Origin of the sequence: Pseudonocardia broussonetiae, from assembly GCF_013155125.1 — a bacterium.
In the GTDB taxonomy this organism is placed as follows: Bacteria; Actinomycetota; Actinomycetes; order Mycobacteriales; family Pseudonocardiaceae; genus Pseudonocardia; species Pseudonocardia broussonetiae.
Genome location: NZ_CP053564.1, coordinates 2699553 through 2717618, shown reverse-complemented (window position 1 = coordinate 2717618; position 18066 = coordinate 2699553). Strand labels below are relative to the sequence as shown.

The window sequence follows — 18066 nt, the reverse complement described above, 5'->3', positions numbered from 1 at the left end:
GCCCGGCTGCGCACGTTCTGGTCACCCACGCGCGCCCGGGCATGCGCTGAACGCGGATGGGCGCGGAGTTCGCGCGGTCGGGTGTGGTGATCGTCGAGAGTGTGACCAGGAGGTCGCCGCGGGGGCCGTGGCGGTGCGGTTTCGGCGATCACCGGCGCGTGATCGCCGGGAGTGTGACGTGGGGGTCGTCGGCGGGGCCGTGGCGGTGCGCTTTCGGTGATCACCGGCCCTGCGCCGGTGGGAGCGGGCCCTTACCGTCGCGGACGGCGCGTCGGACGGCGCGTCGGGCCGCGCCCACACCCCCCGCGCCCGCGCCCCCCGCGCCCGATTGCGCACCTTCTGGTCTCCCGCGCGCGTCCGGCGTGCGCGGGAGACCAAAGATGCGCGGTTCGTGGGGTGATCGTCGAGAGTGTGACCAGGAGGTCGCCGCGGGGGTGGCCGTGAGGGCGCGGTCCCGACGATCACCGGCCCGTGATCGCCGGGAGTGTGACGTGGGGGTCGCCGCAGGGGCTGTGAGGGCGCGGTCCCGACGATCACCTACCCGTGATCGCCGGGAGTGTGACGTGGGGGTCGTCGGCGGGGCCGTGGCGGTGCGCTTTCGGTGATCACCGGCCAGGAGCCGGTCTGAGCGGGCCTCCGCCATCGCTCGGACGGCGCGTCGGGCCGCGCCCGCGTACCCGGCGCCCGACTGCGCACGTTCTGGTCTCCCACGCGCGCCCGGGCATGCGCTGAACGCGGATGGGCGCGGAGTTCGCGCGGTCGGTGTGGTGATCGTCGAGAGTGCGACCAGGAGGTCGCCGCGGGGGCCGTGGCGGTGCGGTCCCGGCGATCACCGGCGCGTGATCGCCGGGAGTGTGACCAGGAGGTCGCCGCGGGGGCCGTGAAGGCGCGGTCCCGACGATCACCTACCCGTGATCGCCGGGAGTGTGACGTGGGGGTCGTCGGCGGGGCCGTGGCGGTGCGCTTTCGGTGATCACCGGCCCGGCGCCGGTCCGAGCGGGCCACTGCCATCGCGGACGGCGCGTCGGGCCGCGCCCACGCCCCCCGCGCCCACGCCCCCGCGCCCCCGCGCCCACGCCCCCCGCGCCCCATTGCGCACCTTCTGGTCGCCCGCGCGAGTCCGGCGTGCGGGAGACCAAAGATGCCCGGTTCGTGGGGTGATCGTCGAGAGTGTGACCAGGAGATCGGCGTCAGGCGTGCTGCGCCACCGGGAGCCGGTCGACCAGCGCGGCGACGGCGGCGGGCACCTCGACCCGCGCGCGGTCGCGCTCCTGCGCGGTGGCGGCGGTGCGCGAGTGCCGCACGCGGGCGCCGTGCCCCGTGCCCTCCGGCAGCTCCCATCGCCCGTCCAGCCCGGCGACGAGCGGTGCGACGACCTCGGGCGGGTGCACGAGCTGGCGCTCCAGCGCGACCTCCCACCCGCCCTGCGTCTCGGTGACGACGGGCTCCAGCAGGCCCAGCACGTCGACGTACTCCTCGTGCAGCGCGCGGTGGTCGAGCCCCGGGTCCTCGCCGGGCCGCCCGTCGAGCACGAGGCCCAGCGCGGCCAGGCAGGTGTGCCATCCGGCGGCGAAGCTCGCGGCGCCCGGGCCGTCGTCGAAGGCGTGGGTGAGCAGCAGGACCGAGCCGTCGCCGTCGGGGCGCAGCTCGAAGCGCAGGTGGTCGGTGTCCCAGGTGAACGCGATCAGCCGGGGCGGATCGAGGTCGGTGACGGTGCCGTCGGCACCGAACCCGAACTCCACCCTCCCGCCGACGCGCTGCTCGATCGTCGCGGTGCTGGGGAACCAGTCCGCGAGGCGCTCGGGTTCGACGAGCGCGGGCCACACGCGCTCGGGCGGGTGGGCGAGCCGGCGCTCCATGCGGAGCACCGAGCGGCCGTCGGACCTGGTCAGGATGGGGTTCACGGCGTCTCCTCGTCGACTGCGTCGAGTGGGCGTGCGGTGTCGAGCGGGCGTGGGGTGTCGAGGTGGCGCTCGAGCAGGTCGAGGCGGTCGGCCCACATCCAGCGGTAGGGGGCCAGCCAGGCGTCGATCTCGGCCAGCGGGGCCGGGTCGAGCTCGTAGAAGCGCCGCTGGGCCTCCGCGCGCACGCGGACGAGCCCGGCCTCGCGCAGCACCCGCAGGTGCTTGGACGTGCCGGGCTGGCTCAGCCCGAGGGCCTCGGTGAGCTCCCCGACCGGCCGCGGGCGCTCCCGGAGCAGGTCCAGGATCCGCCGGCGCACCGGCTCGGCGAGCACGTCGAACGTCACCCGTCGAACATACCTCGCCGGTTATATGCCTGGCAAGGAATACTCAACCCGTCTCGCCGCGGCCGATCCGCTCGGCGAGCCGGGAGTGGTGGCGGCCGTAGGCGAAGTAGACGACCACGCCGACGGCCATCCAGACGATGAACCGCAGCCAGGTCTCCACCGACAGGTTGAGCATCAGCCACAGGCAGGCCAGCACCGCGAGGACCGGCACCAGCGGCACGAGCGGGGTCCGGAACGCGCGGGGCAGGTCCGGGCGGGTGCGCCGCAGCACGACGACCCCGACGGAGACGAGCACGAACGCGAACAGGGTGCCGATGTTGACCATCTGCTCGAGGTCGCCCGCCGGGAAGAACGTCGCCACGGCGGCGACGACGACCCCGACCAGCAGCGTCGCCCGCGCGGGGGTGCCGCGCTCGCCGGTGCGCGACAGCGCGCGCGGGAGCAGGCCGTCGCGCGACATCGCGAACAGCACCCGGATCTGCCCGAGCATCAGCACCATGACGACGGTCGTGAGCCCGACGAGCGCGCCGATCGCGATGACGGTGGCCGCCCAGTCGACGCCGAGCGAGGCGAACGCGGTGGCGAGCGTGGCGCGCGTGCCGTCGTCGGCGGTCTGCAGCTCGGTGTAGGGCACCATCCCCGTCAGGACGAGCGCGACGCCGACGTAGAGGACCGTGACGATCACCAGCGAGCCGAGGATGCCGCGCGGCAGGGCCTTCTGCGGCTCCTTCGTCTCCTCCGCGGTGGTGGCCACGACGTCGAAGCCGATGAACGCGAAGAACACCAGCGACGCCGCGGCCAGCAGCCCGTAGATGCCGTAGACGCTGCCGCTCTCGCCGCCGAACAGCGACAGCAGCGACTGCGTGATGCCGCCCTCGGCGTCGCCGCCCTCCGCCGGCGGCGGGACGAACGGCGAGTAGTTGGCCGGGTTGACGTACATCAGCCCGACGACGATCACCAGCAGCACGATCAGCACCTTGATCGTGGTGAAGACCAGGCTCACGCGGCTCGACAGCTTCGTGCCCAGCACCAGCAGCGTCGCGAGCCCGGCGACGAGCAGCAGCGCGCCCCAGTCGAACGTGAGCCAGCCCAGCGAGAACGACGTCGGCACGTCGAGGCCGAACTGGCCGAACACCGTGGCCAGGTACTCCGACCAGCCCTTGGACACCACCGCGGAGCCGACGGCGAACTCCAGGACGAGGTCCCAGCCGATGATCCAGGCGACGAACTCGCCGAAGGTCGCGTAGGAGAACGTGTAGGCGCTGCCGGCCACCGGCACCGTCGAGGCGAACTCGGCGTAGCAGAGCGCGGCGAGCCCGCAGGCGACCGCGGCCAGCACGAACGCCAGCGACACCGAGGGCCCCGCGACGTCGCCCGCCGTGCTCGCGGCCAGGGTGAAGATCCCCGCGCCGACGACGACCGCGACGCCGAAGACGATGAGGTCCCAGGTCCCGAGGTCCTTGCGGAGCTTGGTGTCCGGCTCGTCGGTGTCGGCGATGGACTGCTCCACCGACTTCGTGCGCATGATCCCGTTCTGCCTGTCCCTCACCGCCATGACCGGCAACGTACGGAGAGGCGGGCGCGGTGTCACCCGCTGGCGCGTCAGACCGGTGCGGTGCGGGTGCGGTCCAGATCGGGCTCCAGGTAGATCAGCCGGGCGTCCGGTACGGCGGCGCGGACGCGGCCCTCGGCGGCGTCGATGGCGCGGGCGACGGCCTCCACCGGGAGCCCGGGCGTCAGCGCGATCTTCGCCGCGACGAGCAGCTCCTCCGGCCCGATGTACTGGGTGCGGACGTGCACGTCGCCGCCGACGAGGCCGTCGGTGATGCGGGAGAGCACCGGCCCGGTGGCGCCCTCGCCGATCAGCAGCGACTTCATCTCGACGATGAGGATGATCGCGATGGCGCCGAGCAGCAGGCCGATCCCGATCGTGCCCAGCGCGTCGAAGACGGAGTTGCCGGTGAGCACGGTCAGGCCGACGCCGAGCAGCGCCAGGACCAGCCCGATCAGCGCGCCGAAGTCCTCCAGCAGCACGACGGGCAGCTCGGGCACCTTCGACTGGCGGATGAACTGCCACCACGTGCCGCCGCCCTTGAGCGGACGCGACTCGGTGACCGCGGTGCGGAACGAGTACGACTCCAGCCCGATCGCGATGACGAGGATCGCCACGGCCACCAACGGCGAGGTGAGCGGCTCGTGCGACTCCAGCTTGTGGATGCCCTCGTAGAGCGCGAACACCGAGCCGAGCGTGAACAGCAGCAGCGCCACGACGAACGAGTAGAAGTAGCGGTCGCGACCGTAGCCGAAGGGGTGCTCCGCGGTGGCCGCGCGCTTCGCCTGCCGGCCGCCGAGCAGCAGCAGTCCCTGGTTGGAGGTGTCGGCGACCGAGTGCACGGACTCCGCCAGCATCGACGACGACCCGGTGATCAGCCAGCCGACGAACTTCGCCGCCGCGATCCCCGCGTTGGCGAGCAGCGCCGCCACGATCGCCCGCGTACCACCGTGTCCCGCCACGACGCCTCCCGCTCACCGCTCGACGGGGCAGCACACTACCCAGCGCGGGCCCGGTCGGCCGGGTCAGAGACCGTCGCCCGCCAGGAAGAGCTGGGTGCCCTCGGCGCGCGCCGTCACGACGACCTCGCCGTCCTCGTCGTCGATCCAGACCGACCCGCCGCGCTTGACCGACAGGTCGTTACCGGCACTGCGCACCGACGCCGCGCCCGCGGTGCAGAGCAGGATGCGCGGGCCGTCACCGGGCACCCGGACGTCGTCGGGCCCGCCCTCGAACCGGCGCAGCCGGAACTCGTGCGCGGGGGTGTCGTAGCGGATCCACCCACCGTCGGACTCGCCGTGCAGGACCGGGCAGACCGGGGCGGTGAAGTCGAGGACCCGCAGCAGCTCGGGGACGTCGACGTGCTTGGGGGTGAGGCCGCCGCGCAGCACGTTGTCGGAGTTGGCCATCAGCTCGACGGCCGCCCCGGACAGGTAGGCGTGCAGGTTGCCCGCGGGCAGGTACAGGGCCTCCCCCGGCGCGAGCGTGACCCGGTGCAGCAGCAGCGCGGCGAGCACGCCCGCGTCGCCGGGGTAGCGCTCGGAGAGCTCCAGGACCGTGCGGGCCTCCGCGCTGAACTCCTCCGACGCCCCGGCGAGCCGCACGCAGCCCTCCTGCAGCGCCGGCACGAGCGCGTCGAGCGAGGACTGCGGCAGCGTGATCCACGTCGTGAACAGCGCGCGCAGGCCGTGGTGGTCGGGCTGGGCCGCGAGGAGCTCGGCGTGCGCGGCGAGCGCGTCGACGTCGAGCGCGCGCAGCAGTGCGACGGTGGCCGTCGGCTCCCGGAACCCGACGAGCGCGTCGAACTCGGTGAGCGCGCAGACGAGCTCGGGCTTGTGGTGCGGGTCGCGGTAGTTGCGGTCGGGGGCCCCGCGGTCGAGGCCCGCCGCGTCCTCGCGGGCGTAGCCCTCCGCCGCCTGCGCCGCGCTCGGGTGCGCCTGCAGCGACAGCGGCTCGTCGGCGGCGAGCACCTTGAACAGGAACGGCAGCCGCCCCTCCCACCGCTCGGCGCGGTAGGCGCCGAGCCGTCCCGCCGGGTCGGCGGTGATCGCGTCGAGCAGCGAGGTCCGGGTGCCGTCGACGCCGACCAGGTGCGACGGGGCGCCGGGGTGCGCGCCCAGCCACAGCTCGGCCTGCGGGTGCGGGGAGGGGACCTCCTCGCCCAGCAGGTCGGCGATGACGGTGCGCGAGCCCCACGAGTAGGGCCGCACGGGGTTGTCCAGCAGCTCCACGGCGCCGGTGCTCCAGTCGGTCGTCAGGCGGGTTCGATGGTGCGGGTGGCCAGCCCCAGGTAGACGGAGGCGACGTCCACGCGCGAGGCCAGCAGCGCCGCCCGCAGCAGCGCGGAGTGCGGAGTGCCGCGGGCGACCTCGTCGACGGGGTGCAGCACGTCCCCGTCGGGCAGCGTGCGACCGGTGCGACGCAGCACCGCCTGCCCCGGATCGTCCTCCTCCGTGGCCACCAGCACCAGCCTCGGCGGCGGTGGCTCGCTGCCGTCGGCGGGGTCGTCGAACGGGTCGTGGAAGACGTCGCGGGCGCCGCCGGTGCGGTCGAGCGCGCGCAGCAGCCCGGAGGCGGCGACCCCCTCGCCCACGTCCCCGGCGTGCGCGACGACGCCGGCGTGGGTGGCCAGCGAGGTCGCGGCGTGCCGCGCGACGGCGGTGCCCAGCGGGTCGGTGCCCCACAGCAGCGGCGTGTGCTCGGCCAGGCGCAGCGCGAGCGACTTGGCCGGGTTCATGAACGGCTCGTGGCCGGGCTGGTTGCGCTCCGCCTCGGCGTCGAGCAGGTCGGCGAGGACGTCCATCCCGGGGTCCAGCGGCGCGGTGAGCAGCCCCAGCGCGCGCAGCACGGCGAGGCCGACGGCGAGCGCGCGCGGCAGGTCGAGACCGGGCGGCACCGGGATCCGCGGCTCCACCAGCCGCATCCGGCCCGCGCCGGCCGAGGCGACCGGGCCGTCACCGGGGGCCGACAGCACGACCTCGGCCCCGCGGCGCACCGAGCGCGCGACGGAGTCGGCGAGCTCGACGTCGGTGGCCTCGTCGGTGTGCGCGACGACCACGTCGAGCGGCCCGATCCAGCTCGGCACCGACTCGGCGACGACGACCGGCACCGGGCACGCCGGGCCGAGGAGCGCGGCGAGCAGCGCGGACGAGGACGTCGACGCCCCCGGCCTGCGGACCAGCACCAGGGCGCGCGGCCTCGCGCCCCCGAGGTCGGCGACGCCCGCCTCCTGCGCGCCGTGGGCGGCCGATCGCACCTGCGCGCCCGCCGTGGCGGCGGACCGCAGGACCCCGCGCGTGTCGAGCGCCGCCAGGGCCCGCGGGTCGGCCAGCAGCGTGTCGTCGAGCATCTAGCCCTGTTCCCCGGGGGCCACCGGTGGGGTGGCCTCCTCCAGCAGCAGGACCGGGATGCCGTCGACGACCGGGTAGCCGCGACCGCACGCCGTGCAGGTCAGCACGTCCGCCTCCGGGTCGGCCGGCGTGCCCGCGCGCAGCGGCGCGTGGTCGTCGGACGGGCAGGCGAGGATGTCCATCAGCTGGGGGTCGAGCTTGACGGTCACGTCGTCTCCTCCTGGAGGGGTGGTCTCTCTCGACTCTGCCAGTGCGCGGGCGCGGGCGCCGGGGCCGACCGGGTCGTTCCCGGTCACCGCGCGTGCGGTATCAGGCCCGGACCACGGCCAGCACCTCGTCGCGCAGCCGGGCGACGGCCGCGTCGTCGGCCGCCTCCACGTTGAGCCGCAGCAGCGGCTCGGTGTTCGACGGGCGCAGGTTGAACCAGGAGCGGTCGGGCAGCCGGACGGTGAGACCGTCGAGCTCGTCGGTCTCGACGCCCTCGCGCGCGGTGTACGCCGCGCGCACGGCCTCGATCCGGCCGGGCACGTCGGCGACGGTCGAGTTGACCTCGCCGGACGCCGCGTAGCGCTCGAAGTCGCGCATCAGCTCCGACGCGGTGCCGCCGGAGGCGCCGAGCTCGGCGAGCACGTGCAGCGCGGCGAGCATGCCGGAGTCGGCCTTCCAGAAGTCGCGGAAGTAGTAGTGCGCCGAGTGCTCGCCGCCGAACACCGCACCGGTGTCGGCCATCGTCTGCTTGATGAAGGAGTGCCCCACGCGGGTGCGCACCGGCGTGCCGCCGTGCTCGGCGACGATCTCGGGCACCGCGTTCGAGGTGATGCAGTTGTGGATCACCGTGGCTCCGGGGGTGACGGCCAGCGCGCGCACCGCGACCAGCGCGGTGATCGCGCTCGGGCTCACCGGCTCGCCCCGCTCGTCGACGACGAAGCAGCGGTCGGCGTCGCCGTCGAAGGCCAGGCCGAGGTCGGCCCCCTCCGCGACGACGGCCTTCTGCAGGTCGACGAGGTTGGCCGGCTCGAGCGGGTTGGCCTCGTGGTTGGGGAAGCTGCCGTCGAGCTCGAAGTACAGCGGCACGACGTCGATCGGCTCGCCCAGCACGGCGGGGACCGTGTGCCCGCCCATCCCGTTGCCGGCGTCGACGACCACGCGCAGCGGGCGGCTCCCGGACAGGTCGACGAGCTCGCGGAGGTACGCGGCGTAGTCGGCGAGCACGTCGCGGCGGGTCTCCGTGCCGCCGCCCGGGCCGTCGGGGACGCCCTGCTCGACGGCCTCGCGGATCGCCGCCAGACCGGTGTCCTGCCCGATCGGCGTCGCGCCCGCGCGGCAGAGCTTGATGCCGTTGTACTTCGCCGGGTTGTGGCTCGCGGTGAACATCGCGCCCGGCAGGTGCAGCCGGCCCGAGGCGAAGTAGAGCTGGTCGGTGCTGGCCAGGCCGATGTGGACGACGTCGAGGCCCTGGTCGGTGACGCCTCCGGCGAAGGCGGCGGCCAGCGACGGCGACGAGTCGCGCATGTCGTGGCCGACCACGACCGCGGTGGTCGCGGCGTCCTCGGAGCGCAGCAGGCGGGCGAGCGCGGCGCCGATCGCGCGGACCGTCGGCTCGTCGACGCCCTCCCCGACCACACCGCGGATGTCGTAGGCCTTGATGACGGCGGAGAGGTCCCTCATGGGGGTGAGCCTATCGACGCCCCGTCAGGACTCGGACGGCCCCGGCAGGACGCGCAGGTGACCGCGGCGGCCGGTGCCCGCGACCGGGGCGTGCTCGACGGGGCGGTCGGCCCGGCCCGCCTCGCGGACGGCCTCGGCGAGCGCCGTGAGGTCGTCGCTGGAGTGCTGCGGCGGGGCGAACTCGCCCTCGAACCGCACGACCTCCCAGCCCCGGGGGGCGGTGAGGCGGTGGGCGTGCCGGTTGCACAGGTCGTAGGAGTGCGGCTCGGCCTGCGTGGCGAGCGGCCCGACGACGGCCGTGGAGTCGGCGTAGACGTAGGTGAGCGTGGCCACCGCGAGCTCGGTGCACCCGGTCCGTGAACACCGCCTCACGCTCAGCACGTCGACGACGATAGCGCGTGCCCGACCCGCGACCCCGTTCCGACGCGCGGGCGTCCGCGCGCGGCGCCCCCGGCGAGCCGAGCGGGGATTACGATCCACCGATGACCACCGCACGACGGACGCTGCGCCGGTCCCCGCGCCGGCGGGACCGCCGGGGGCGCGGCCTGCGGGGGCTGCTGTACCCCACCACCACGCCGGCCGCCCGCACGCGCGCCGAGAAGTTCGACGCGCTGGTGCTGGAGGCGCTGGAGCCGATCGAGCTGCGCTGGGGGTCGGAGCTGACCGACCTGGACCTCGCCGTCGACGACGTGCCGGAGGTCGAGCGCACCTCGCCGGACGAGGTCGCCTGGGCCGCGGGCACGCTGGCCGACGCGGGCGTGCCGCTCGCGCAGCTGGTGCCGGCCGGGGTCGACCCCGACGGGCTGCCGTCGCGGGCCCGGATCGTCGTCTACCGGCGCCCGCTGGAGGCCCGCGCCAAGGGCGGGGCCGATCTCGCCGACCTGCTGCACGAGGTGCTCGTGGAGCAGGTGGCGGAGTACCTCAACATCGAGCCCGACGCCGTGGACGGCGGGGCGGAGTAGCGCTCCCCCTTCGGGGACGGCTCAGATGACGGCGCCGAGCTCGCCGCGGCGCAGCCGACGGCGCTCGCGCTCGGACAGCCCGCCCCAGATCCCGAAGCGCTCGTCGTGCGCGAGCGCGTAGTCCAGGCACTCGGCCCGCACGTCGCAGCCGCCGCAGATGCGCTTGGCCTCGCGGGTGGAGCCGCCCTTCTCCGGGAAGAAGGCCTCGGGGTCGGTCTGGGCGCAGAGCGCCCGCTCCTGCCACTCGGGGGCCTCCTCCGCACCGCCGTCGATCACGGTGAACGGCCCGGAGAGACGGTCGGGTAGCAAGCCCACGATCCCGGCACCGGCCTCGAACGTTCCCTCGCCCAGGACCCCTGCAACGATGTTCATGCGCCCACCTCCCCGCTACCACCCGGCGTGACCCACGTGCCCCCGCGAATCACAGCGATGTAAGTACAGCGCTGTCGGTTGGTGGTTGTCCAGCCGGAGCTGCCATCCGGGTGACGCGGTCCACCCCATCGGTCCCCCGTTCAGCACAATGGTCCGATGCGCGGAGTGTCGAGTCGGGTCAGCCCGTGGTTCCTGGTGCTGGTGTTGGTCACTGTGGGCGGCGGAGCGCTCACGGCGCTGGGCTCCGGAGTGCTCCTGACCACAGGCGTGGTGCTCCTCGTCCTGGGCGGCTGGGCGGTGTCGCTGTGCCTGCACGAGTTCGGCCACGCCTACGTCGCCTACCGCAACGGCGACCTCTCCGTCCGCGACAAGGGCTACCTCACCCTCGACATCCGCAGGTACACCGACCCCGTCCTCTCCTTCGGCCTGCCGGTGGTGTTCCTGCTGCTCGGGGGCATCCCGCTGCCCGGCGGCGCGGTCTGGATCCAGCACGGGGCGATCCGCTCCCGGGCCGCGCGGAGCCTCGTCTCGCTCGCCGGCCCGGCGATCAACCTCGTGCTCGGGGCGGCGCTGACGGTCACCGTCGCGGCCGTGTCGATGCCGATCGGGCTCGCCGTCGGACTGTCCTGCCTCGCGCTGATCCAGGTCCTCGCGTTCGTCCTGAACATCCTCCCGGTGCCCGGGCTCGACGGGTTCGGCGTCCTGGAGCCGTTCCTGTCCTTCCCCGCCCGCCGGTTCGCGGCCCGCGTCCGACCGTGGGCGCCGCTCGCCCTGTTCGTGCTGCTGATCGGGGTGCCGGGCGTCGCGTCGGCGTTCTTCGACCTGGCGTACGCGGCGTTCAGCGCCGTCGGCGGGGACGGGCGGCTGGCGGCGCTGGGCTACGGGGAGCTGTTGTTCTGGCGCTGACCCTCCGTGACGGGGTTTCACCATGGCGTTGCACCGATCGAGGGATTCAGCTACTGCCCGTCACCGACGTCCGGGCCCTCGACGGCCCCGCGGCCCGGGATGATCACCGGGCGCCACGGAGCCGGTGCCGCTGCCGTCCGGAGCACGGCCGCGTGTCGGTGCGACACGCCCGAACGGCCGCCGGTCGCTACGCCACGTGCCCACGCTCACCCGCTCTCGCGACCCCGCCCCCGCCGCCGCCGCCGCCCGACGTCCCGCCCCGGAGCCCGGCGATCAAGGGCGGATGGTCGTGGTGGGTGATCCACTGGCGACCATGTGCCCGTGATCGCTGGTGGCCGCACCTGACGGCCGTTGCGGGAGCCGTGGTGTGCGGTGGGTGATGATCACCCGATCTTGTGATCGTCGCGGACCGCACCTCACGGTCGTCGCCCCAGCCGTGGCGTGCGGCTGACAGCGATCATGGCGCCGCCGGGCCCTGTGATCGGCGCGAACCGCACCTCACGGTCGCCTCGAGGACCGTGATGTGCGGGCGGCGGTGATCACAGCGGCGTGTACGGTCGCCACGATCTCGGCTCCGAGGGGAACCGGGAGCGCTCAGGGGCCGTCCATGCCCGGTGCTGACCCGACCCTTCCTCGGTTCCGTCGCGATCGCGCGGGGCCTGCTGACGCCCGGACTCCTCCGCGGGCCGCGCTTCCGGCGCCTGTTCCCCGACGTCTACGTCCGCTCCGACGTCGAGGTCGACCTCGCCCTGCTGTCGGAGGCCGCGTTCGTCCTCACCCGCGGGCGGGGCGTGCTCGGCGGGTGGTCGGCGGCCGAGGTGCTCGGTGCCTCGTGCGGTCCGCTCGGCGCGCCGGCCGAGATCGTGGTGCCGGGCCGGCGGCGCGCGCGCCCGGGGCTGGTGGTCCGCGAGGAGGTGCTGCCCGATGACGAAGTCGTCGAGGTGGACGGGATGCTCGCCACGATCCCGCTCCGCGCGGCGTTCGACCTCGGCCGCAGGCCACCGCTCGTCGAGGCGGTGGTGGCGGTCGACGCGCTGGCGCGGGTGGGGCGGTTCGCGCCGCGCGACCTCGTCGCCTTCGGCTACGGGCACCTCGGCGCGCGGGGATCGCGGTTGCTCGCGGCGGCGGTCGCGCGGGCCGATGCGCGGTCGGGCTCACCGATGGAGACCCGCATCCGCATGGCGCTGGTCGACGGCGGCCTGCCCGCGCCGGTGCTGCAGCACGTCGTCGGCCCGTACGAGCTCGACCTCGCCCATCCCGACTTCCTGCTCGCCGTCGAGTACGACGGTCGCGACCACCTGACCCAGGAGCGGGCGATGCGGGACCTCGCGCGACAGGCGCACCTCTCGCGCCTGGGCTGGGACGTCCTCCGCTCCACCGCGGCCGACGTCCTGCTGCGGCCGCGGTCGGTGGCGGCCCGGGTGCGCTCGGAACTCGTGCGCCGAGGAGCCCCCGCCGCGTGAGCGCCGCACCGCGGGAGAGATCAGGCCGGCACCAGCCGCCGCCGTGCCGCCGCCACCATCTCCCGGACCGTGGGGCTGTCGGTGGGGAGGGCGTCGACCGGCCACCAGCGCAGGTCGTCGGACTCGTCGCTGATCCGCTCGACCGCACCGACCGGGGCGCGCACCAGGAACCGGACGTCGAGGTGGTGGGTGGGGACGCCCAGCGAGCAGGTGATCGGGTGGACGTCGACGTGCAGCGGCACCGGGTCGATCGTCAGCCCCTCGATCCCCGACTCCTCGGTGGCCTCCCGCAGCGCCGCCGCGACCAGTGAGTCGTCGCCGGGCTCGCAGTGCCCGCCGAGCTGGATCCACTTGCCGACGCGCGGGTGCAGCGTCAACAGGGTGTGGGTGCCGGGGGCGTCGAGCAGCAGCGCCGACGCGGTGAGGTGCCCCGGCTCGCACGACCGCTCGCACGCGTCGGGGCGAGCGGCCAGGAACGCGAGCAGGGCGTGCTTGAGGCCGCGCTGGTCGGAGCCCTCGGGCTCCCACCCGCGCAGCTCGGCGGCGGCCATCGCGGCGGCTACCACTCGACGAGCTCCCCGTCGCGCGCCGGCCGCGGCTCCAGCGGCGCGAGCGGGTGCCCGACGGCGATCGCGCCGAGCGGCTGCCAATCGGGCGGGAGGTCGAGGACGGTGCGCACGACGTCGGGCGCGAAGATCGTCGACCCGACCCAGCAGGACGCCAGCCCCTCCGCCGCCAGGGCGACGAGCAGCGACTGCACCGCCGCCCCGCCCGCGACGGTGAACATCGTGCGCTCGCCGAGGCGGCGCGCGGCGTCGGGGTAGGTGTGCATGCCGTCGCCGGTGCGGAAGGCGAGGACGAGCTCGGGGGCGCGGCGCAGCAGGTCGCCGCGCGACATCCGCCGCGACACCTCCTCGTCGGGACGCCCGTCGGCGGCGAGGTGCTCGCGCCAGCGGCGGGCCATCGCGTCGAGCAGCTCGTCGCGGCGCTCGCGCACCACCCCGAACCGGAACGGCGTGCTGTGGTGCGGCGCGGGCGCGGTCTGCGCGACGCCGACCGCCCGGCGCACCGCGGCGAGGTCGACGGGGGTGTCGGCGAAGTCGCGGGTGCTGCGGCGCAGCAGCACCGCCTCGGACCGCCCGCGCGCGATCGCCTCGTTCGTGCCGAGCCAGAACATGTCGTCGGCGACCGGGCGCACGAGGTCGCGCGCGGTCGACCCGTCGTCGACCGGTGTCATCCCCCGCACCACCGCGACCGGCACGCCGCCGAGCTTGCCCTTCGCGAGGTCGGCGGCCGCGGCCAGCTCGTCGGCCATCGCCACCTGCGTGACGAGCAGCTCGTTGCCCTGGTCGTCGCGCTGCCCGTCGTAGCCGTGCAGCACGGCGATCCCGGCCGAGCCGATGGCGAGGTCGGTCTGCCCGATCCGCCACGACCGCCCCAGGGTGTCGGTGACGACCACGGCCACCTCGACGCCGAGCAGCGCGCGCAGCTCCGACCGCAGCCGCGACGCGCTGGCGTCGGGGTCCGACGGCAGCAGCGCGAGCTCGTCGCGCCGCACGTTGGAGCCGTCGATGCCGGCCGCGGCCTGCACGATCCCGAGCTTGCCGACGACGATCGACGTCGGGCCGCGGCGCGCGACCACCCGCTCGGTCTCGGCGTCGATCAGCTCGCGGCGCAGGGCGTCGCGCTCGGCGGGGTCGGTGGGCGCGGTGACGAGCCGGCCCTCGACCTTCGAGAACACCTTGCTGGTGACGACGACGACGTCCCCGTCGGTGATCCACGGCGCGGCCGCGGCGAGCGCGGCGGCGAGGTCGTCACCGGGGCGGAACTCGGGCAGCCCGCGGACGGGCCGGACGGTGATGCCGTCGTGCGCGGCGTGGTCGGACACCTCGCGCTCAGGCACCCGCCAGCTCCACCGCGTCGCGCGCCATCTGCGCGGTCGCCTCGGTGCTCGACATCAGCAGCGGCACCGACCGGACCGCGACGCCGGGCACGTCGGCCGTCTCGCCGGAGTGCACCAGCCAGCCGTCGAGGACGCCCCCGGTCGTGCGGGCGCCGTAGTGGCGGCCGACGGCCTCGGCCGTGGTGTCGACGCCGATCGCGGTGAGGCAGCGGTCGGCCATGCCGCGCAGCGGGCGGCCACCGATGATCGGGGAGACGCCGACGACCTTCGCGGGCGTCGCCGCCAGCGCCACGCGGGCCCCGGGCACCTCCAGCAGCGTGCCGATGCTGACGACGGGGTTCGACGGCGCCATCAGCACGACGTCGGCGCCGGTGATCGCGTCGCGGGCGGCGGGCAGGATCGTGGCCTCGTCGGCCCCGATGCTGGCGAACCGGTGCGCGGGCAGCTCGCCCTTGTGCCGGATCCACCACTCCTGGAAGTGGATGGCCTTCTGCGCCTTCGGGCCGGTGGCCGGGTCGTCGACGACGACGTGGGTCTCGACGCGGTCGTCGGTGACCGGCAGCAGCGTGACGCCGGGCTGCCAGCGGTGGCACAGCGCCGCGGTGACGTCGGAGAGCGGGTAGCCCGCGCGCAGCATCCGCGAGCGGACGAGGTGCGTGGCGGTGTCCTTGTCGCCCAGGCCGAACCAGTCGGGGTCGGCCCCGTAGGCGGCGAGCTCGTCGCGCACCGACCACGTCTCCCCCGCGTGCCCCCACCCGCGCTCGGGGTCGATGCCCCCGCCGAGGGTGTACATGCACGTGTCGAGGTCCGGACAGATGCGCAGCCCGTGCAGCCAGATGTCGTCGCCGACGTTGACGACGGCGGTGATCTCGGCCTCGGGGTACGCGGCCCGGACCCCGACGAGGAACCGGGCGCCGCCGACCCCGCCGACCAGCACGGTGACCTTCACGCCACCGAGCCTACGACGCGCCGCGCCGGTCGTGCGGAACCGGGACACCGATGAGTCCCCGACGCCCCTGTCGTCCACAGGGCGTGAACGATGCACACGAGATCCACGAGGCCGTCGTCGCGGAGCGCCGCGGGCAGGTCGCGCTGTACTCCTCGCTCGACGAGCGGCAGTGGTCCGCACCGAGCCTGTGCGCGGGCTGGACCGTCCACCAGCTCCTCGCGCACACCACCATGCCGTTCCGCTACTCGCTGCCGAGGGTGGTGCTGGAGGTCGTCAGGGCGCGCGGCGACTTCGACCGCATGGCCGACCGCCGCGCCCGCGCCGACGCCGCCCGGCTGGCGCCCGCGGTGCTGCTGGAGTCGTTGCGCGCCCACGTCGACCACCCGTGGGCGCCGCCGGGCGGGGGCCCGCTGGGGGCTCTGTCGCACGACGTCATCCACGGGCTCGACGCCGCGGTCGCGCTGGGCCGGGAGCAGCACGTGTCGCGGGAGCGGGTGGTCGCGGTGCTCGCCGGGCTGGGCCCGAAGCACCTCGCGTCGTTCGGGACCGACCTCGACGGCGTCGCGCTGGAGGCGACCGACGCCGACTGGACCCGCGGCGCGGGCGCACCGGTCCGCGGCCGCGCCCAGGACCTGCTGCTGGCCGTCTGCGGGCGCCCGGTGCCCGCCGGGCGGCTCGAGGGCGCCGGCGCGGCGCGGTTCGCGCCCGGTCACATCGCGCGGTAGTCGCGCGGGGAGAAGCGGGGGCCGAAGCGGGGGCGCCGGAAGCCGCTGACCTCGACGTACCGCACGGCCCGCTGCCGCTGCGGGACGTAGGGCGCGAGGACGTCGAGCATCCCGGCGTCGTCGAGCGGGCGGCCCAGCAGAGCCCAGCCGACGACGGTGGGGATGTGGAAGTCGCCGAAGCTGACGGCGTCGGGGTCGCCCCAGGCGCGCTGGGCCACCTCGGCGGCGGTCCAGACGCCGATGCCGGGGACGCGGCGCAGCAGCTCGCGGCCCTCGTGCCCGCCCAGCTCGGCGGCCTTCTCCAGCCGGTGCGCGACCGCCGCGCAGGCCAGGATCGCGCGCCGCCGCGCCGAGTCGACGCCGGCGCGGTGCCACTCCCAGTCGGGCACGGCCCGGATCTGGGCCGGGGTGGGCGGCACGCGCATGCCGGCGGGGACGGGACCGGGCGCCGGGTCGCCGAAGCGCCGGCACAGCTCGCGCCACGACCGCCGCGCCTCGGTGCCGGTGACCTTCTGCTCCAGCACCGCCGGCACCAGCTGGTCCCACACCCGCCGCGAGCTGCCGAAACGCAGCCCGGGCAGCCGCCGGTGGGCGTCGGCGACGAGCGGGTGGTGCGCCACGAACTCCTCGGGCCGGTCGTCGGCGCCGAGCAGCGCGGGCAGCCCGTCGAGCGCCCACTGCGCGCCCGCGCCCCAGGCCAGCGCGCGCACCGCACCGTCGGGCAGGCGGCGCAGGACCGTCGTCGCCGGGCCGTCGGGCGTGGTGCCGACCCGCCAGATCCCCTCGCCGGCCCGCTGGAACGTCGGGTCGCCCGCGCCGCGGCGCAGCGGGGCGAGGACGCCGGCGAGGTCGAGCGGGAAGTCCGGCGCCCACTCCCTCGCGAGGTGCTCAGGCATCCGGGGAGAAGCGGATGCCGCTGACCTGCGCGTCGGGCCACACCCGGGCCCCGCCGCGCAGCTCGCAGCCGCCGGTGACGACCGCGCGGTCGCCCAGCACCGTGTCGACGACGACCGCGCCGTCCGCCACGCAGGCCCCGGCCCCGACCACGGAGTCGACGACGACCGCCCCCGCCCCGACGACCGCCCCGTCGAACAGCATCGAGCCCTCGACCGACGCACCGGCGCCGACCCGCGCGCGGCGCCCGACGGTGGACCCGCCCGACACCTTCGCCGACGGGTCGACCTGCGCGCCCTCGAGCACCAGCGCGTCGCCGACGGGTCCGGGGAGCGCGTCGGAGGGGGCGATGCCGCGGACGAGGTCGGCCGAGCCGTGCACCAGGTCGGCGGGGGTGCCCATGTCGCGCCAGTAGGCGGAGTCGACGTGCCCGGACACCCGGCGCCCCTGCGCGAGCAGCCCGGGGAACGTCTCGCGCTCCACCGACACCGCGCGCCCGGCCGGGATCGAGTCGATGACCTCGCGACGGAAGACGTAGCAACCGGCGTTGATCTGGTCGGTCGGCGGGTCGGGCGTCTTCTCCAGGAAGGCGGTGACGCGGCCGTCGGCGTCGGTCGGCACGCAGCCGAACGCGCGCGGGTCGGGCACGCGCACGAGGTGCAGGGTGACGTCGGCCGCGGTGCGCCGGTGGGTGCCGACGACGGCGGTGAGGTCGGTGCCCGCGAGGACGTCGCCGTTGAACACCAGGACGTGCTCGGCGCTCAGGTGCCCGGCGACGTTGCGGATGCCGCCGCCGGTGCCCAGCGGCTCGTCCTCGACGACGTAGGTGAGGTCCAGGCCGAGCGCGGCGCCGTCGCCGAAGTGGTCGGAGAAGGTCTCGGCGAGGTAGGAGGTGCCCAGCACGACGTGCCGCACCCCGGACGCCCGGATCCGCGAGAGCAGGTGCGCGAGGAACGGGACCCCGGCCGTCGGCAGCATCGGCTTGGGCGCGGACAGCGTGAGCGGGCGCAGGCGGGTGCCCTTGCCGCCCACCAGCACCACGGCCTCGACGTCGTGCATCGGGTCGGAACCCAT

General features: G+C 75.3%; 19 protein-coding genes. 4 read left to right on the top strand and 15 right to left on the bottom strand.

Annotated elements, in window-relative coordinates:
- Positions 1-1190: 1190 nt before the first annotated feature.
- The 9 genes from HOP40_RS13625 to HOP40_RS13585 form a co-directional block, all read right to left on the bottom strand.
- Positions 1191-1904 (bottom strand): SRPBCC family protein, encoded by a 714-nt coding sequence (locus tag HOP40_RS13625; protein ID WP_172158379.1) that lies wholly within the window; start codon positions 1902-1904, stop codon positions 1191-1193.
- Entirely contained in the window at positions 1901-2248 is a 348-nt protein-coding gene (locus tag HOP40_RS13620; protein ID WP_172158376.1) for an ArsR/SmtB family transcription factor, read from the bottom strand. The genes HOP40_RS13625 and HOP40_RS13620 overlap by 4 nt, the downstream gene beginning before the upstream one ends.
- 43 nt (positions 2249-2291) lie before the next feature.
- The gene (locus tag HOP40_RS13615; protein WP_172158373.1) at positions 2292-3803 is read right to left on the bottom strand and encodes an amino acid permease; all 1512 of its coding nucleotides are present in this window, start codon (positions 3801-3803) and stop codon (positions 2292-2294) included.
- Positions 3804-3850: 47 nt separating this feature from the next.
- On the bottom strand, positions 3851-4762 hold the full coding sequence (locus HOP40_RS13610; RefSeq protein ID WP_172158370.1) for a cation diffusion facilitator family transporter: 912 nt from the start codon (positions 4760-4762) through the stop codon (positions 3851-3853).
- A 63-nt stretch (positions 4763-4825) separates the two neighbouring features.
- Complete coding sequence (manA, locus tag HOP40_RS13605) at positions 4826-6031, bottom strand: mannose-6-phosphate isomerase, class I (RefSeq protein ID WP_172158368.1); 1206 nt, start codon at positions 6029-6031, stop codon at positions 4826-4828.
- 23 nt (positions 6032-6054) lie between these two features.
- On the bottom strand, positions 6055-7149 hold the full coding sequence (locus tag HOP40_RS13600) for an SIS domain-containing protein (protein WP_172158366.1): 1095 nt from the start codon (positions 7147-7149) through the stop codon (positions 6055-6057).
- Positions 7150-7359 carry a Trm112 family protein gene (locus tag HOP40_RS13595; protein WP_172158363.1) on the bottom strand — a complete coding sequence of 70 codons (210 nt, stop codon included), beginning with the start codon at positions 7357-7359 and terminating at the stop codon, positions 7150-7152.
- A 100-nt stretch (positions 7360-7459) separates the two neighbouring features.
- Positions 7460-8818: a phosphomannomutase/phosphoglucomutase gene (locus HOP40_RS13590; RefSeq protein ID WP_172158361.1), complete on the bottom strand. Its 1359-nt coding sequence runs from the start codon at positions 8816-8818 to the stop codon at positions 7460-7462.
- 24 nt (positions 8819-8842) lie between these two features.
- The gene (locus HOP40_RS13585; protein ID WP_172168299.1) at positions 8843-9190 is read right to left on the bottom strand and encodes a DUF3499 domain-containing protein; all 348 of its coding nucleotides are present in this window, start codon (positions 9188-9190) and stop codon (positions 8843-8845) included.
- Positions 9191-9300: 110 nt separating this feature from the next.
- On the opposite strand from HOP40_RS13585, the gene HOP40_RS13580 reads away from it, so the two are divergent.
- A complete protein-coding gene (locus tag HOP40_RS13580; protein WP_172158359.1) occupies positions 9301-9780 on the top strand; it encodes a metallopeptidase family protein in 480 nt (159 codons plus the stop codon).
- A gap of 21 nt (positions 9781-9801) precedes the next feature.
- Here the strand turns inward: HOP40_RS13580 and HOP40_RS13575 are convergent, their stop codons facing one another.
- The gene (locus HOP40_RS13575) at positions 9802-10152 is read right to left on the bottom strand and encodes a WhiB family transcriptional regulator (protein WP_240157656.1); all 351 of its coding nucleotides are present in this window, start codon (positions 10150-10152) and stop codon (positions 9802-9804) included.
- 156 nt (positions 10153-10308) lie between these two features.
- Between HOP40_RS13575 and HOP40_RS13570 the strand changes: the two genes are divergently transcribed.
- The gene (locus HOP40_RS13570; RefSeq protein WP_172158357.1) at positions 10309-11058 is read left to right on the top strand and encodes a site-2 protease family protein; all 750 of its coding nucleotides are present in this window, start codon (positions 10309-10311) and stop codon (positions 11056-11058) included.
- 614 nt (positions 11059-11672) lie between these two features.
- Positions 11673-12521, top strand: coding sequence for an endonuclease domain-containing protein (locus HOP40_RS13565; protein WP_172158354.1), 849 nt, complete (start codon positions 11673-11675; stop codon positions 12519-12521).
- 20 nt (positions 12522-12541) lie between these two features.
- Here the strand turns inward: HOP40_RS13565 and HOP40_RS13560 are convergent, their stop codons facing one another.
- The 3 genes from HOP40_RS13560 to cofD are packed head-to-tail and all read right to left on the bottom strand — an operon-like array spanning position 12542 to position 15373.
- On the bottom strand, positions 12542-13087 hold the full coding sequence (locus HOP40_RS13560; RefSeq protein WP_205347182.1) for an NUDIX hydrolase: 546 nt from the start codon (positions 13085-13087) through the stop codon (positions 12542-12544).
- On the bottom strand, positions 13081-14424 hold the full coding sequence (locus tag HOP40_RS13555; RefSeq protein WP_240157655.1) for a coenzyme F420-0:L-glutamate ligase: 1344 nt from the start codon (positions 14422-14424) through the stop codon (positions 13081-13083). Before HOP40_RS13555 ends, HOP40_RS13560 begins: the two co-directional genes overlap by 7 nt.
- Positions 14417-15373, bottom strand: coding sequence for a 2-phospho-L-lactate transferase (cofD, locus tag HOP40_RS13550; RefSeq protein ID WP_172158352.1), 957 nt, complete (start codon positions 15371-15373; stop codon positions 14417-14419). Before cofD ends, HOP40_RS13555 begins: the two co-directional genes overlap by 8 nt.
- Before the next feature lie 83 nt (positions 15374-15456).
- On the opposite strand from cofD, the gene HOP40_RS13545 reads away from it, so the two are divergent.
- On the top strand, positions 15457-16098 hold the full coding sequence (locus HOP40_RS13545; RefSeq protein ID WP_240157654.1) for a maleylpyruvate isomerase family mycothiol-dependent enzyme: 642 nt from the start codon (positions 15457-15459) through the stop codon (positions 16096-16098).
- Here the strand turns inward: HOP40_RS13545 and HOP40_RS13540 are convergent.
- Together HOP40_RS13540 and manB are read right to left on the bottom strand one after the other, a co-directional pair.
- Positions 16083-16994, bottom strand: a complete 912-nt coding sequence (locus HOP40_RS13540; RefSeq protein WP_172158349.1) for a DNA-3-methyladenine glycosylase family protein — start codon at positions 16992-16994, stop codon at positions 16083-16085. The genes HOP40_RS13545 and HOP40_RS13540 overlap by 16 nt on opposite strands.
- Complete coding sequence (gene manB, locus HOP40_RS13535) at positions 16987-18066, bottom strand: mannose-1-phosphate guanylyltransferase (protein ID WP_240157653.1); 1080 nt, start codon at positions 18064-18066, stop codon at positions 16987-16989. The genes HOP40_RS13540 and manB overlap by 8 nt, the downstream gene beginning before the upstream one ends.